At 68.7% G+C, this 16163-nt stretch carries 10 protein-coding genes; 8 read left to right on the top strand and 2 right to left on the bottom strand.

Annotated elements, in window-relative coordinates; translation table 11 throughout:
- Window positions 1-543 precede the first annotated feature (543 nt).
- From AOK18_RS32975 to AOK18_RS34160, 7 genes are all read left to right on the top strand, one after another.
- Entirely contained in the window at window positions 544-1497 is a 954-nt protein-coding gene (locus AOK18_RS32975) for a hypothetical protein (protein ID WP_157865073.1), read from the top strand.
- Between the two features lie 43 nt (window positions 1498-1540).
- Entirely contained in the window at window positions 1541-4192 is a 2652-nt protein-coding gene (locus tag AOK18_RS10905; RefSeq protein ID WP_079104950.1) for a DEAD/DEAH box helicase, read from the top strand.
- Between the two features lie 77 nt (window positions 4193-4269).
- Window positions 4270-5091 (top strand): TnsA-like heteromeric transposase endonuclease subunit, encoded by an 822-nt coding sequence (locus tag AOK18_RS10900; RefSeq protein WP_338119107.1) that lies wholly within the window; start codon window positions 4270-4272, stop codon window positions 5089-5091.
- Window positions 5088-7331 (top strand): DDE-type integrase/transposase/recombinase, encoded by a 2244-nt coding sequence (locus AOK18_RS10895; RefSeq protein ID WP_055694196.1) that lies wholly within the window; start codon window positions 5088-5090, stop codon window positions 7329-7331. The genes AOK18_RS10900 and AOK18_RS10895 overlap by 4 nt, the downstream gene beginning before the upstream one ends.
- On the top strand, window positions 7325-8350 hold the full coding sequence (locus AOK18_RS10890; RefSeq protein WP_055694195.1) for a TniB family NTP-binding protein: 1026 nt from the start codon (window positions 7325-7327) through the stop codon (window positions 8348-8350). The genes AOK18_RS10895 and AOK18_RS10890 overlap by 7 nt, the downstream gene beginning before the upstream one ends.
- 97 nt (window positions 8351-8447) lie before the next feature.
- Window positions 8448-11375, top strand: a complete 2928-nt coding sequence (locus AOK18_RS10885; RefSeq protein ID WP_240503136.1) for a Helicase associated domain protein — start codon at window positions 8448-8450, stop codon at window positions 11373-11375.
- A complete protein-coding gene (locus tag AOK18_RS34160; protein WP_240503137.1) occupies window positions 11308-11661 on the top strand; it encodes a helicase associated domain-containing protein in 354 nt (117 codons plus the stop codon). Before AOK18_RS10885 ends, AOK18_RS34160 begins: the two co-directional genes overlap by 68 nt.
- 109 nt (window positions 11662-11770) lie before the next feature.
- On the opposite strand, the gene AOK18_RS10880 is transcribed toward AOK18_RS34160, so the two are convergent.
- Entirely contained in the window at window positions 11771-13261 is a 1491-nt protein-coding gene (locus AOK18_RS10880) for a UvrD-helicase domain-containing protein (protein ID WP_055694194.1), read from the bottom strand.
- Window positions 13248-15368 carry an ATP-dependent nuclease gene (locus tag AOK18_RS10875; protein WP_157865072.1) on the bottom strand — a complete coding sequence of 707 codons (2121 nt, stop codon included), beginning with the start codon at window positions 15366-15368 and terminating at the stop codon, window positions 13248-13250. Before AOK18_RS10875 ends, AOK18_RS10880 begins: the two co-directional genes overlap by 14 nt.
- A 36-nt stretch (window positions 15369-15404) precedes the next feature.
- On the opposite strand from AOK18_RS10875, the gene AOK18_RS30690 reads away from it, so the two are divergent.
- Window positions 15405-16163: helicase associated domain-containing protein (locus AOK18_RS30690; RefSeq protein WP_240503135.1), on the top strand; the 759-nt coding region annotated here is incomplete at its 3' end.

The raw sequence follows: 16163 nt of genomic DNA, 5'->3' as shown, positions 1-16163 counted from the left end.
GCGGGTACCACATCGCTGCGCGATGTGCAAGGGGAGCGGTCGCTGCGCTCCCGCTGGCCCTCGCGGTGCGAGGGCGCTCCCCTCCGCTCCCCTCCGCTGCGCTCCAGGGAGCGGAGGGGCCGGCCGCTGCGCGCCCGACTGGCCGCGCATCGCGCGGCCGTGGCTGGCGGGGTGTCAGGTGCGGCTAGTGGAGCCTCCGGTACGGGGGTTGGGGAAGTGCTCCGCACTCCTGGGCGGGTCCGCTGCGCTCCCTCGCCTGACGGTCCTTCCGGCTGCGCCTCCAGAACCTTGGGGCCCGCTGGCGCGGGCCGGGCTGGCTACGAGGGGTGGGGGTCGCTCGTTCGTGTGGGTTCCATTGTACCGCGTGCATCTGTCTGATACAGCATGTACCTTTGGCAAAAACACGGGACACATGGAGGCGCCATGCCAGGACAGCATCCGTCGGCGAGCGACCCCGCTGGGCAAGCTGGGCAACCACACCAGCATCACCAGAGCGGGACTCCGGATACGGCCCCGGTTGGGCCCCAGCCAGGAAATCCTACCGTGTGGGTAACGCCCTCTGACCCCGACAGGTATGCGCGTGAGCAGACGCAGCTAGCGCGCGAAGCGCTCGCTGCCTCACAAGCGGCCACCCGGAGATCGAATCGCATCGCCATCGCTCTTGGAATCCTCGCATCCATCCTTGCAGGCGCTGCGCTTTATCCGCAGTTCAGGAGTGATGCAAGGGAACAAGGGGAAGTCGACGATAAAGAACGCACCGAAGCAGGGTCACCTCTCAAACTTACGCCGTACGACTCCTTCAACCTTTCCGGAAGATGGGTAACTGATGGAGGCTTAGGGGACGACCATGAGGGCGAAGTTTTTGACGATCAGGTGTACGACTTCGAGAAGCCATCGTTTGCATGGCTCTATAAAAATTGGACACCGCTCAACTACACAAGCGTCGCGGTAAACGCATTGAGCGTCCATGAAAAGACCAGTCTCATTCAGGGGGTTGAAATCTCCAAACTGAAGTGTTCCGTGCCGAAATCGCGGACGCTTCTCACAGTTCCAGGAGTAGGGAGTGGAGGAGAGCTAACGCGTCCTGCGGAGTACGCCGTTGAAGTGGAGGAATCTAAGCCTGTCCTAAGGGAACTTGCTAACGGCCTTCCAGGCCGACCAGCGAAGTTCAACGTGACCCTTGAGCAAGGTGATCAGCGGCCAATCATGATCACATTTTTCTCCAGCAAGAGGTCCTGCGAATTTGAGGCATCCTTAAAGGTGTCCTCGAATGGGAAGACGCACAGGGTGCGACTTCCTTCACTATGGGGTTACGACAATAAGCCTGCCGGCTATACTTTCCGAATCTCCGCTCCTCCCGAAGACTACAACTACAGGACATACTATGTAGTCGAAAAAGAAGCCCCTATCGGTGAGCGGCCTCATATTGTTCGGGTGCCACGCGATCACATTGTGTGGCAGGAAAACGGTCAACCAGAATATGTAGGTCCGGTATAGAAGCAATCTAGGAACTGAGATCTGAAAAAGAAGGAGGTAAGTAATGCTCAAGGTTCAACTCAAGCGACATCAAATAGACCAGAAACTGAGCTTCAAAAAGTGGGTTGGATTCCCTTCAAGGTCATCTGTGCCCCCGCGGGGTGCCCGGGGCACGATCGTGTCAGCGACCGGTTCGGGCAAGACGATCACAGCCGCCGCGTGTGCGCTGGAGTCGTTCGCGGACTGCCGGATCCTCGTGACCGTGCCCACCCTGGACCTGCTCGCGCAGACCGCCCAGGCCTGGCGTCTGGTCGGTCACCGGGCCCCGATGGTCGCGGTGTGCTCGCTGGAGAACGACCCTGTACTGAAGGAGCTGGGCGTGCGGACCACCACCCACCCGATCCAGCTCGCCCTGTGGGCCGGGTCCGGGCCGGTGGTCGTGTTCGCCACGTACGCCTCCCTGGTGGACCGCGATGACATCGACGCACCCGAGGGCCAGCGGAAGGTTCGCGGGCCGCTGGAGGCCGCTCTGGCGGGCGGAGAGCGGCTGTACGGCCAGCGCATGGCCCCGTTCGACCTCGCGATCGTGGATGAGGCACACGGAACCGCCGGTGATCTTGGTCGGCCGTGGGCCGCCATCCACGACAACCAGCGGATCCCGGCGGACTTCCGGCTCTACCTGACCGCGACCCCGCGCATCCTCGCCGCGGCCCGCCCGCAGAAGGGCGCGGAGGGCCAGGAGGCGGAGATCGCGACCATGGCCGATGACCCGGAGGGCACGTACGGCGCGTGGCTCGCGGAGCTCGGGCTCTCGGAGGCGATCGAGCGGGAGATCCTCGCCGGGTTCGAGATCGACGTCCTGGAGATCCGCGACCCCTCCCCCGTCGTCGGGGAATCCGAGGAAGCCCGGCGCGGCCGGCGCCTGGCGCTCCTGCAGACCGCGCTCCTGGAGCACGCGGCGAAGTGGAACCTCAAGACCGTCATGACGTTCCACCAGAAGGTGGAGGAGGCGGCGGCGTTCGCGGAGAAGCTGCCAGAGACGGCTGCCGAGCTGTACGTCAACGACGCCACCGACGACGACCTGGCCGCCGCCGACAAGCTGCCGAAGTCCTCGATCGACGCGGAGTTCTACGAACTCGAAGCCGGCCGCCACGTCCCGCCGGACCGGGTGTGGTCGGCGTGGCTGTGCGGCGACCACCTCGTCAGCGAACGGCGTGAAGTCCTGCGGCAGTTCGCCAACGGCATCGACGCGGCAGGGCGCCGGGTCCACCGCGCCTTCCTCGCCAGCGTTCGTGTTCTCGGGGAAGGGGTGGACATCACCGGCGAACGGGGTGTGGAGGCCGTCTGCTTCGCGGACACCCGCGGCTCCCAGGTGGAGATCGTGCAGAACATCGGCCGCGCGCTGAGGCTCAACAAGGACGGCTCCACCAAGGTCGCGCGGATCATCGTGCCGGTGTTCCTGGAGCCCGGCGAGGACCCGACCGACATGGTCGCCTCCGCCAGCTTTAAACCGCTCGTAGCCGTGCTCCAGGGCCTGCGCTCGCATGATGAGCGCCTGGTCGAGCAGCTCGCCTCCCGCGCCCTCACGAGTGGCAAGCGCAAGGTCCACGTCCGGCGCGACGAAGACGGGCGGATCGTCGGGGCCGGCGGCGAGGACCAGAAGCAGGACGACACCCAGGCCGCCGCCGAAGCCGCCCTGCTCCACTTCTCCAGCCCCCGCGACACCGCGACCATCGCGGCCTTCCTCCGCGCCCGGGTCTACCGGCCCGAGTCCCTGGTCTGGCTGGAGGGCTACCAGGCCCTGCTCCGGTGGCGGAAGGAGAACGAGATCACCGGCCTCTACGCCATCCCGTATGACGTCGAGGTCGAAGTCGGGACGACCAAGGCGTTCCCGCTCGGCCGCTGGGCCCACCAGCAGAGGAAGGCGCTGCGGGCGGGTGAGCTGGAGGAGCGGCGCAAGCTGCTGCTGGACGCGCCGGAGGCCGGGATGGTCTGGGAGCCGGGCGAAGAGGCGTGGGAGAACAAGCTCGCCGTCTTCCGGTCCTATCGGCGAGCTACGGGGCACCTCGCGCCCCGGCAGGACGCGGTGTGGGGTGAGGGCGAGGCGATGGTGCCCATCGGGCAGCACATGGCCAACCTCCGCAGGAAGGGCGGCCTGGGGAAAGATGCGGAGCGGGTGGCGGAGCGCACGCAGCAGCTGGCGGCGATCGATACGGACTGGAACTGCCCCTGGCCGCTGGACTGGCAACGGCACTACCGTGTCCTCGCCGACCTGGTCGACGCCGACGGTGCACTGCCCGACATCGCCCCCGGGGTGCTGATGGACGGCGATGACATCGGGCGGTGGCTTCAGCGGCAAACCCAGCCAGCCACGTGGAAGCTGCTGTCGACCGAGCAGCAGGAACGGCTGACAGCGCTGGGCGTCAAGCCCGCCCCAGCGCCGACTGGCGCCCCGGCAGCCAGGCGTGCGGCGAAGGGCCCGAACAAGGCACAGCAGGCGTTCCAGCGCGGACTTGCAGCCCTCACACAGTGGGTAGAGCGGGAAGGTCATCGGTCTGTACCGCGCGGCCATGCTGAGGAGATCACGGTCGAAGGCGAGACGGAGCCGGTGGTCGTGAAGCTGGGCGTATGGATCTCGAACACCAGATCGAGAAGGGACCGACTGGACGCTGACCAGCTCGCTGCGCTCGCGCAGTTGGGCGTCGACTGGGCGTAAGAAGCACTAAAGAGCGGCTGAGAGGTTCTCATCCGTTCGAGTGAGTGGCGCGAATCGGAACATCTGCGCTTCTGCTCATGTACTTGGCTTCAGGTATGGAGCATCGCGGAGTTGTTGGTGTGGCCGGAGATGCGGCGGGTGATTCCGAGGTGTCCGCAGCGACCGTGGATGCTAGCCGGGTCGACGCGTGCTTTCGGGATCCTCTGGGCCAGGCGCATCAGGTCTCGTGGCTCGAGGCCGCGCAGGACGCCGTCTTCGAAGACTGTCCTGTGATACGGCCGTTTCCCATCCGGTATGGACGGCGCGTTGCTCCGGGGTGGTGGTGGTCGTCGACCAGCGGGCAGCTGGTGGCGTACGGGTCCGGTGCGATGCGGACCCAGCTCATGCTGCTGGACTGGGATCCGACGGTTGTGGCGTTGGCCTGCCGGCCGGTAGAGCTGATGTGGCATGAGGGCTCTGGCAGAGTCGTCCGACATGCGCCGCAACTGATAGCCAGGCTAAAGAACGGCAGTGGGTTGCTGATCGACTGCGTAGGACGTAGCGGCCCGTCTGCCCGGTTGGCTGGGCGAGCGCGGATCGTGGCTGCTGCTGCGGAGGCGGCGGGCTGGTGCTACCGGTTCGCAGAGCCGCCGGATTCGGTGTTGGTGGCCAATGTGCGGTGGCTGGCGGGTTACCGGCACCCCCGACACAGGGCGGGACCGTGGCTGCCGAGGCTGATGGCGGCGTTCCGCAGTCCGCGTCCGGCGGTGGAGGTGGTGCGGGAGCTGGGTGACCCGATCGCCGTTTGGCCCGCGGTCTTTCACGCTTTGTGGAGCGGTGTGCTGCGTGTGCGGCTGAACGAACCGCTGCATGAGCGTATCGCCGTCTCGGTGGCGCGGTGGGAGGCTCAAGCGGCGTGACGCAGGCGGTTGTCGAGGTCGGGGCGCGCCTTCGCTACGACGGGCGGGTGTGGACGGTGGGCGTGTTGGAAGGTGCCCGAGCCACGCTGGTGACCGACGAAGGTGCCGTAGCGGTGGTGCTGCTGCCCTACCTGTTATCCAATCCGTCCTTCGAAGCCGAAGGCGGGCCGACGCCGGGAAGGGTGCCGCCGTTCGGGCTGTTGGAGACGCTGCCGGTGGAGGTGCGGGAGCGGGCGTTGGCCTGGCAGCGGCATGTGCGAGAGGTGGAGACCGGCTTCCCGGAAGCGGCCGGGCAGGGCCGTCCGCGTGAGCAGTTCGATCCGGCGACGCAGAGCCTGGCGCAGCGAGAGCAGGCGAAGGCGGAGGAGTTGGCGGCGGCGGGCTGGTCGGCGAGTGTGGCGACGGTGCGGCGGATGCGGGCGCGCTACCGCAGTGAGGGCTTGTGGGGGCTGGTGGACGGCCGGGCGGTGCGGGAGCGGTCGGCGGTGGGGCGGGCCGATGAGCGGGTGGTCGCGGCAGTCAGGAAGGTGCTGGAGGGGCAGCGGGAGCGGTCGACGGGCACGCTGGTGCGGCTGCGCCGCCAAGCGGGGTGGCTGCTGGAAGAAAAGTACGGCGTCGGGGTGGTGGCGTTGCCGCCGGCGTCGACGTTCAACCGGCTGGTGCACGCGGTGGCCGACGGGCAGGGGCTGCTGGGAACAGCGGCGCAGCGGCGATGGCACGCGTCGCGGCCGGCACCTCCGTTCACGCCAACGGTGGCACTGCGGCCGGGTGAGCTGGTGATGCTGGACAGCACGCCGCTGGACGTGCTGGCGGTGTTGGATGACGGCGTGGCCGGCCGGGTCGAGTTGAGCATCGCGCTGGATGTGGCCACGCGCAGCATCTGCGCGGCGGTGCTGCGTCCGGTGGGCACAAGGTCGGTGGACGCAGCGATGCTGCTGGCGCAGATGGTGGTGCCGGCGGCGATGCGGCCGGGCTGGGACGCGGCGTTGTCGATGCAGCGGTCGGTGATCCCGTATGAGCGGCTGGTGGCTCTGGATGCGCGGCTTGAGGGGGTGGCTGCCCGGCCGGTGATCATGCCGGAGACGGTGGTGGTGGACCAGGGCCGGGTGTACGTGTCGGCTTCGTTCGTCTCGGCGTGCGAGAGCCTGGGGGTGTCGGTGCAGCCGGTGCCGCCGGCGAACGGCCCGGCGAAGGGGAACGTGGAGCGGACCTTCCGCGCCATCGCCGATGGCTTCAGCCAGTACCTGCCGGGCCACACCGGCTCGGACGTCTCCCAGCGGGGCACGGCTGCGCAAGGGGATGCGTGCTGGAGCCTGGCGCAGTTGCAGGAGCTGTTGGACGAGTGGGTCATCTGCGGGTGGCAGGAGCGCCGGCACGAGGCGCTGCGGCATCCGATGATGCCGCAGGTCGCCGTCTCCCCGAACGAGATGTGGGCAGCTTTGGTGGCGGTGGCCGGGTATGTGCCGGTGCCGTTGTCCGCCGACGACTACGTCGAGCTGCTGCCCGTGCGGTGGCAGGTCATCAACGATTACGGCGTCCGCTTCGGCTACCGCACCTACGACCACCCCGGCCTGAACCTCCACCGGCGCCGCCGCTCGGCGCGGGCTGACAAGAACGGTCGGTGGGAGGTGCATCACAACCCCTATGACCCGAACCGGGTGTGGGTGCGCCTGCCCGAGGGATGGCTGGAGGTGCCGTGGGTCCACGCGGAGGCGGTACGGCGCCCCTTCACCGCGTTCACCTTCGACCACGTCCGCCGCACCGTGGAACGCCGCGAGGGCCGCGAAGAACACGAGGCGGCGATCGCCCAGGCGCTGGATGCGCTGCTGTGGCGCGCGAGCCAGGGACTGGGCAGCAGACGAGAGCGGACGGTAGCCGCCCGGGCCCAGGCTGCTGCACAGATGACCGATCCCTCCCCCGTCACCACACCGCAGCAGTGGCCTGCGCCTCTCGCGCCGGGGGCCTCGTTCGGGCTGCCCGGTTCCTTCACCGCCCCGCTGGACGCCGACGGCTGGGACATCGACGACAGCCTGGATGACATCGACGACGATCCGGGCGGCGAGGACTACCTTCTCGCCGCCCTCGCCGACGGCCAGGACGCCACGGCAGGCCACGCGGATGAAGCGTCCGAGCCGACGGCCGCAACGGCCGGGGACCAGGCCGCTGAGCAGACGCCGGACGCTGGCGGGGCGGGCGGCATGCGCATCTACGACCCGTACCAGGAGGCCCAGGCATGGTGACGGCCCAGCCCGCCAGCACGAGCACTTTCAGTCCACTGACGACGTGGGACGGGTGGCAGCAGTTCGTCGACACGCCCCAGGTACCGGCACGGGACGTCGGCGACCAGGAGTGGACGCTGGAGCAGCGGGAGAACCACCACGCGCGGTTCGTGGTGCTGAAGACCCCCGCGATGGACACCATCTCCACCGCGGTACGCCGTCTGCTGCTGCTCAACCGCGGCCAGCAGGGCGGGGCCCGGCGCGGCCTGATCATCTCCGGGCCGGCCACAACCGGGAAGACCACCGCGATGCAGCAGCTCGGGCGCACCGTCGAACTGGCCGACCGGCGCCGCCACCCGAACCGGGACGGACATCTGCCGGTCCTGTTCATCACCGTGCCGCCGTCCTCCACCCCAAAAATGCTCATCAGCGAGTTCGCCCGCTTCCTGGGCCTGCCGACGCTGGAGCGGATGAACCAGATCCAGATCACCAACGCCGTGTGCGAGCTGTTGTGCGAGATGGGCACCCAGCTGGTCCTGGTCGACGACGTGCACCTGATGGACACCCGCAGCCGGGCCGGCGCCGAGACCTCCGATCAGTTGAAGTACCTCGGCGAGCGGATCCCGGCGACGTTCGTCTACTCCGGAATCGACGTCGAGACCTCACCGCTACTGACTGGCGTGCGCGGCTCCCAGCTCGCCGGCCGCTTCAAGATCGTGCGTAACCAGCCGCTGCGCTACGGCAGCAGCGCGGACAAGCAGGTCTGGAATGCCCTGGTGAACGGCATGGACAGCGCGCTGCGGCTGCGCCGGCACCGGCCCGGCACGCTGGTCACACACGCCGCCTACCTGCACGCCCGCACTGGCGGACGCATGGGCAGCCTCTCCCACCTCATCCGCGAAGCCGCCCTGGTGTCCCTGCCGGATGGGACCGAGAAGGTCACCAAGAAGCTGCTCGAACAGATCGAGCTCGATACCGCCGCCGAACAACGGGCCCGGGCACCCAGGCGCCACCGGATGCCCACGCAACGTCAGCCCTGACGGGCGGCGTCTGCCTCAACCGTCCGCCCCGATCCCCCGTTCGGCCACGGCTCGGATGCCAGTACATCCGGGCCCGCCGGGAAACGGCCTCTGCTCGATGCACGACTTTCTTCCACCACAGCCGCAGCCGCCGCGTACGGCTGCGGCACGTCCGGGGCCGGTACGGCTCGCGCCGCTGCAGGGCGAGACGAACCTTTCGTACCTGGACCGGCTGGCCGACCGCTACCGGCTCGGTGTCAGAGACCTCGTCCCTGCGCTGCTGCAGGTCGGCGGAGGCCTGTTCAAGGGCTACCGCACGGACGGCGAGGTCTGCCTCAACGCCGAAGCCCGCGCCCGCGTCTGCGCGTTCAGCCGCGTGCCCGAGGAGATCCTTCAGCGGGCCCTGCCTGCCTGGACCGCCCAGGAACCCGCCGCGCCGGACGGCGCGGGCACGGCTGGGCGGTTCCGCTTCGGGGCCGTGGTCCCGGCTGCGGGGGAAGGCTGCCGGCTGTGCACGGCCGCACGCACCGGACGGGCCAAGCCTGCACGGCTGTACTTGCAGCCGCACACCCGGATCTGTCCGCGCCACCGGCGCTGGCTGCTCGGCACCCACTGGGTCGACGGTGCGCCGACCGGCATCGAGCAGATCGACCTGACGGGGCTGCCGGAGATGCTCGCGGCACACCGGCGGCACCTGAATCTGCTGCGCCATCGGCCGGACGCGTCCAAGGCGTTCGAGGTCGCCCATGCCGTGGCCGTCTCCTGGTGGGCGCAGCAGTGGCCTGAGGAAGAGCAGTGGCCGCACCGGGCACACAGGCTCGCGCCGCCAAGCACCGATCCCGGCTGGTGGCGGCTGCTGGCCAGGGACGCGGTCACCTACCCGGAGACGGTTGCCCTCGCCTCTGTTCTCGTTGACGAACGATTCAGGCGGCGGCTGCTCGCCGAGAGCGGCGGCCGCCTGCCGCACACCCTTGCGGACACGCCCGCTCTGGTCAGCGAGCTGGCCCAGATCACCAACCGGGGCTGGCTGCCCGAGAAGATCGCTTCGACCTCAGCCGGGCCCTTGCTGGTATGGGTGCACCACTGCGTGCGGTCCCCTGCTGGTGCAGATGCCGCCGATCGTTTGTGGACGCTGCACATGGCACACCGGCCCCGGCCCATCGCCCGGGAACTGCAGGCCTATCGCGACGCGGGCCGTAAGCCGGAGGCGGTGGGAGGCAGCCCGTCACGGGGCCGCGGGCTTCGGCTCACCCCCGAGCAGGCATTTCATACCGGCCTGGCCCACGCCCGTGCCTACGCTGCCCTTCACGGCCACCTCGCGGCTCCGATCGGCGAGCGGTTCAACGGCTTTGCGCTGGGCCGGTGGTTGTCGAACCACCGGAAATCCCCCGCGGTACCGCCCGAACACGTCGCGGAACTCGAGGCGCTGGATCCGTGGTGGCGACCGCCGTGGACGGTGATGTGGCAGCGTTCCTACTACGAAGCCCGCGACCACGCCCGCGCCCGCGGGCCCTTGCGGCCCGAACACGGCTTTCCCACCACCGGCTTCGGCCTGGGCGAGTGGCTCTACAACCAGTGCACCGGCTATGACGACCTGCACCCCGCGCAGCAGCGCCTGCTGTCCGGCATCGGCCTCACCCTTGAGGCCGTACGGGCGGCGCGGCCTCGCCGCAAGCACATGGCCACCCACTTCCAGCGCACCCTCGCGGGTGCACGCGCCTTTGCCGGCGCCCACGGCACGCTGGTGACCGCGACCGCCGACACCGTCCAGGACGGGTTCAAGCTGGGGCAGTGGCTGGCCAGTCAGCGCAGCAAAGACCGCGCCTACCAGCTGCGTCATGGCGCACCCTCGCCCCGCGCGCTGGCGCTGTCGGCGATCGACCCCTGGTGGAACCCGCCCTGGACCCTGGAGTGGCAGCGCTCCTGGCACCAGGCACGCACCCACATCGGAGACGGTCACGTCCTGGACGCTGCGGCCGGGTTCCCCGGTACCGGCAGCGCCCTCGCCACGTGGCTGACCAACCAGTGCGCCCAGTACGACACACTCCTGCCCGACCAGCAGGACCTCCTCGCCCGGATCGGCCTGAGCGCGGACCGGGCCCGCAGCGCCGCCGCCCGGCCCGCCGAGAACGAGGCCGACTTCGCCGTCGGACTGGGCTACGCACGCTCCTACCACGCCGCCCGCAAAACCCTCGCCGCCGGAATCGACACGGTCCACGACGGATTCCAGCTGGGGCGATGGCTGCGCCGACAGCGTCAGCACGCCCGTGCCGACGCCCACCGGGGTGCGCCTCCTTCTGCCGCAGCGAAGGCGCTGGACGCGGTCGATCCCTGGTGGTGCCCGCCCTGGAGCCTGGCGTGGCAGCGCGCCTGGCAGCACATCCACGACCAGGTGCGCTCCGGTCACCAGCTCGACGCCACGCACGAGTTCCGCAGCTTCGCTCCCACCGAGCGCGCCTGGCTACGCCGGCAGGCCACGAGCTACGACGATCTGCATTCCGGCCAGCATCGCCTCCTGGCCGACATCGGCCTCACCAAGGAGAGCGCCCTCGCCCGGCCTGTCACCCCGTACGCCGAAACCGCGCTGGCCCACGCCCGCGCCCACTGCGCCGCGCACGGCAGTCTGGCAACGCCGTACCGCGCCCTGCACGACGGGTTCCCCCTGGGGCCCTGGCTGGCCCGACGACGCCTCCTGGCCCAGAGCACGAAGACCGCCTATGCCGTTCACCGCGCCCTCGCCGCCCTTGACCCCTGGTGGAACCCACCCTGGCCCATGCGCTGGCAGCGCGCCTTTCACCGCGCCCGCACCACGCCCATCAGCGCCGGCACGAGCTCTTGGGCCTCCGCCCAGCGCGCCGCCTGGCACCGGCTGCACCCCCCAACAGCGCGCACTCCTCACCGACATCAACATCACCCCCGAAGAGCGGAACACCGCCCAGCGACGCGAAGCGAACCGCTCCTATCCCCCAAGCCCCGGGCTGGCCCACGCCCGCGCCTGGGCCGAGGAGACCGGCAGCCTCTGCGTCCCCAAAAGCGGGCACCATGAGGGCTTTCCTCTGGGGGTCTGGCTGATCCAACAACGCCGCAAAGCCGGCCAACGCCGCCTGTCCCCCGCCACCCTGCACGCCCTCGACACCATCGACCCCTGGTGGAACCCGCCCTGGCCCTACCACTGGCACCGCACCTACCACCAAGCCCGCGAGCATCACCACACAGGCCAGCCCAATCCCCCCGCCCTCCAGCAGTGGGCCGATATCCAACGCACCCGGTGGGACATCCTCCACCCCCAGCAGCAACATCTCCTCACCACCATCGGCATCCAGCCCGGGTAGAACCGAGAAATTCGAGGCACCGAAGTGCGTGCCTGGCACGCGACATGTGCGGCGCGTACACCAGTGAGGCAAGGCTGGCCGTCGTTTGCCTGCCCCGCAGAGAAGACCGTCACTGTACGTCTCCCGAGACGGCAGTGGTCATCCGCTTGGCCCGGGTGAGGGCCACGTAGAGCTTGCGGTGGTCTTCGCTCTCGGAGCTGAGGCCTTGTCGCAGGGTTTCGCGCTCCGGGCCGGTGAGGCACACGCCGACGGCGTCCCACTCGCGGCCCTTGGCCTGATGGGCGGTGAGGCCGGGGACAATTCGGGATGCAGAGGCGTGGAGGCGGGCTCTCAAGTTCTCCAGGCGTGCGGTGTGGGTGTGGTTGCGTCGTCTGGGCAGGGGACGGTCGGTTTCGCTGGCGACGACCGTGTTGAGGGAGGTCCAGATCTCGGCGATACCAGTCGTGCCCGCTAGGTCAGCGGCGATGGCCTGGAGGGGGGAGCGCAGGCGCTGCGCCGCCTCGTGGTCGATGCCGAGGGTGATGAGGGCGTCGCTGTGGAAGGTGGCGTTTTCCCCGAACGTCCGCTGGGTGACTTCGCTGAGTAGGAGGGTGCAGGCTGCTTCGTGGATCTGGCCTGTGGTCGATCCGTAGGCAAGGGGCAGAACATGAGGGCCGGCCTCCCACAGGGGTTTCCATCGCAGGGCGAGGAAGACGTCCATGTTCTCGGCATGTCCTTCGGGAAGGGTCACACCCTGTCCTGCGCGCAGTTGGTCAGCCAGTAGGGCTTGTTGGGCGCTCTTCCACCGGAAGGAGGTGCGCAGGTCGCGCTGGACGAAGCAGGCATCCTGGACCAGGCAGGGCACTTGTTCCGGGCGGGCGCCACGGAATCCGTACAGCGCCTGCCACGGATCACCGACCACGGTGACCTCCAGGCCTGCGTCGGCGGCGAGGCGGACCAGGGACAGGTCAAGGGCATTGGCGTCGAAGATCTCGTCGACGATCAGCGCCCGGGCGGTCTGGACGAGGCGGGCGAGCAGGACGTCGCGAACGCCGTGGGTGCCCAGGGCCGATTCGAGGAGATGGCGTGCATCCTGGTGTGTGCAGTACCCGTCGGCCAGGGCCTCGCCGACGTCCACGGTGCTGGGTCTGTTCGCTTTCCCGGCCCGTCGCACGATCTGGGTGACTACCTGGCCTGTTTCCAGGGCCACGGTGGTTTCTCTGTCGGTCCATTGAGTGGATAGCAGCACCCGCCAGTGGTCGATGACGGTGAGGCGGCGGTGTCCTGCGGGCCACCGCACGTGGCCGGTGTGCAGGAGGTGGGTGAGCAGGTCGCACACGATGGTGTCGAGTGTGACGATGCGGTGCGGCCAGGCAAGAGCGTCCGGGCCCCATTGGCTGAGCACGCGATCGCGGAGTTCGGCGGTCGCGGAGCGGGTAAAACTGACCGCGATGACGGCGCGCTGGTCGTTGCCGTGGAAGCGCTGGATGCCGAAGCGTTGAGCCGCCACGGTGGTCTTGCCGGATCCCGGGGCCGCTTCGATGTAGAGGCGGCGGTGAGGTGTTCCGGCCGCGGTCAGCTGCTCACTGGTGAGAGCGCTGGCGGCGTCAGCTCGGGTCACGATCCGTGTCCCCCCATGGGTCCGCTGCCCACGGTTCAGATCCCCAGGTACCGGCTGCCCACGGGCCGGTGTTGGCGGGCTGCGCCGGGGCGGTGGGCCAAGCTCCTGCGGGCACGGGCGCCGGCGACGCAGCAGGGCTGCCGGGGTCGACCGGGGGCAGGTCAGGGATGGTGGGCGGCAAGGCGTGCGGGACGTCTTTCTCCTCTGCTTCTCCTTCCTGGGGGCCGTCTTCGTCCTTGGGTTCTGCGGGGTGCGGAAAGAGGAAGTCGAACAGGTTCTTGAGATGGTCGGGGACCTGGACCGGTTTGCCGTGTTCGACTGCATCGGCCAGGAGAAAGGCCAGTGCGTCGGCGAAGGCCGCCTTGTCCTTGGCGTGCAGGCCCGCCGGCACGTCGGGGGCGCCCTTCTTGCCTTTACGGGCGCTCTTGAACAGGTTGTGCACCGTCTGCGGGGTGATCGGTCCGATGGGTGCTGCGCCGATGTCGGTCAGCGCGGTCTCGATGAGCTGCTCGTTGCCCTGGGTGATGGCCGGCTCCAGTGTCGGGTGGCTGATGAAGGCCTGCACCACGGCCGGATCGTGGTCGGTCAGCCAGGTGGGCGGGGCGGGCTGTTCGTCGAAGGGCTTGTCGCTGTCGCGCAGAACGGCCAGCCGGGCGCAGATTTCCGCGCCCCTTGTCGCCAGGAGCCGTGAGGTCCATGGCCCAACCTTCGCCCCGACGTACATGATGCTGAGTGCTTCGATGAAGGCTCGCTTAGCCTCGTCCGGACCGGCCCAGGCCCTGCCGAAGTCGCGGAGGATGGCGGCTTCAGTCACGCCTTCGACCACGACGAGCCGCTCGGCGAACAGTGCGGCCGAGCGGCTGGCGTCCATGTGCAGGCGGGCCATGCGCAGTGTCTTGTCACGCTCAGTCATCGGGATCTTGGCGATCGGCCGGCAGACGCGCTGGCCGTCCGGCGTGCGCCGCAGCACGACCAGTTGTTCGGGGTCGCAGGAGGTGATGATGTCGGTGGCGTGACTGGAGAGCACGATCTGCAGTTCCGGACGCTCACGCACGGTCTTGCGCAGGTAGCGCACGAGGGCGTGCTGCAGCTGGGGGTGAAGGTGGGCCTCGGGCTCCTCGATGACGACGGTGGCGTGGAACGGGGTGCGGGGAAAGAAGGAGTCCGCCTCCGATTCGGCTTCCGCCGCGGCCTGCACGCGGCGCTCCCGCGCCAGTTGCTCCTCCTCCGCTTGCGTCAGTTCCCCGGGTTCGTCGCTGGTCTCGGACGCCTCTTCTGCGGCTGCGGCGCGTGCGGCGGAGTCGGGTATCGCGGCCAGCGTGACGGCCATGTGGAGCAGGTTGACGTAGCCCAAACCCGAGACTTCCAGCGGGCGGGCCGATGTGCGGCCTTCGATGACGGCCAGCATCAGTTCCAGAACACGCGCGAGGTAGGAGTCATCTATCACCTGTCCCCGCACGTAGGACCATTGGCGCTGCACACCCGAAGTGAGGGAGGCGAGATGGGTGCTGATGCGTTCTTCGACGGCTTCGATGAGCCCGTCCTTGGCGAGGTTCTCCAGGAGCCGGGAGGCCTTCACCCGCAGCGGCACCAGGCTGCGGGTGCCGTCGAGGCGTTCCTGCTGGGCGCGCAGCAGCTCGATAAGGATCCGGGTCTCGCGACGAGCCAGCTCATCCAGGGGGTGGCGCCAGGCTGGCAGGTAGATGAACTTGAACGGGTCCGTCCCCAAACCCGGTTGCTGTATTCGGTGCCGGTCGACCTGAGCGCGGATCGTGCCGAGGTTGCGCTGGAATCCGCTGAACCATTGCTGTGCGACGCCGTCGGCGGAGCGGTGCAAAGAGCCCCGGATCTGCTGTCCTAGGGGGCCTTCGGCACTCGCGGTGTGCTCCAGTCTGTACTGCACCTCAACGCCCTGAGCATCACCTGTGCCCAGAACGGCCGCGCTCTGCCTGGGCAGCAGGGGAAAGCGGCTGGTGTGCGCCAGATACAGGGAATCGGTGATCGTGGTTTTGCCGGCTCCGTTCGCCCCGATCAGAACGCTGAAGCGGCCCGGTAGATGACACTCGATCTCCCCCTCAGCACTCGCTCTCAGCCCAGAGACCTTCACACGGCTCAAATACAACGGATCCCCCTACCGGTCCTGATGGCTCACCACTCTCCATCATCGCTGCTGGCACTGACATCCCTCACCCCAAAACCGCACCGCTCCCTGGCCGACCCGCCCTCCGCCTGCCAACGGTCCCGCCATCCAAATAGCGACCCAGACCATCTGGACATCAGCCAGCCAAACTGCACAGCCGCAGGCCGAGGGCCAAAAACCCTCACCGCGCCTACTGCAGCAGGTCAGCCCAGCATCAAACGAACCCATACAACTGAGAAACCCCAGCTCACGCAGCAGCCACTGCGCACAAAAGACGGGCCGCGACAGCCGCCCTCACCCCACCTGACTGAGATCGCCGCGACCGACCCATGGTGGAACCCGCCCTGGGACCTGCACTGGCAGCGCAACTACTACCGCGCCCGCGACCACGTCGAAGCGGGCCGCCCCTTCGACCCCGCCGGGCTGGTCCCCTCCCCCGGCACCGTCCTGGGGAGCTGGATCAGCAGGGCCTGCCTGCAGTACGACCAGCTCCACCCAGACCAGCAGCAGCTTCTAGCACTGATCGGCGTCACGCCCGAGGTCGCCCACGCGCGCACCCGCCGTGCATACCCCTGGCGCACCGCTGTCGAACACGCCAAGGCCTTCGCCGAGACCCACGGCCATCTGGCCGTGCCCCACGACACCCTCCACGAGGGCTTCTCCCTGGGCCGATGGCTGATCAAACAGCGCTACCGCGCCAACAAGACCAGCCCCTCCTTCCCCGCGGCCCGCGCCCTGACCGCCATCGACCCCTGGTGGAAC

Origin of the sequence: Streptomyces prasinopilosus, assembly GCF_001419695.1 — a bacterium.
GTDB lineage: Bacteria > Actinomycetota > Actinomycetes > Streptomycetales > Streptomycetaceae > Streptomyces > Streptomyces prasinopilosus.
This window is presented reverse-complemented; position numbering and strand designations above follow the sequence as displayed.

Excerpts from the sequence above, each read along its gene's own strand:
- AOK18_RS10900 (WP_338119107.1), top strand. The coding sequence starts at position 4,270 with ATGTACTTGGCTTCAGGTATGGAGCATCGCGGAGTTGTTGGTGTGGCC.
- AOK18_RS10905 (WP_079104950.1), top strand. The coding sequence starts at position 1,541 with ATGCTCAAGGTTCAACTCAAGCGACATCAAATAGACCAGAAACTGAGC.
- AOK18_RS10890 (WP_055694195.1), top strand. The coding sequence starts at position 7,325 with ATGGTGACGGCCCAGCCCGCCAGCACGAGCACTTTCAGTCCACTGACG.
- AOK18_RS10885 (WP_240503136.1), top strand. The coding sequence starts at position 8,448 with ATGCACGACTTTCTTCCACCACAGCCGCAGCCGCCGCGTACGGCTGCG.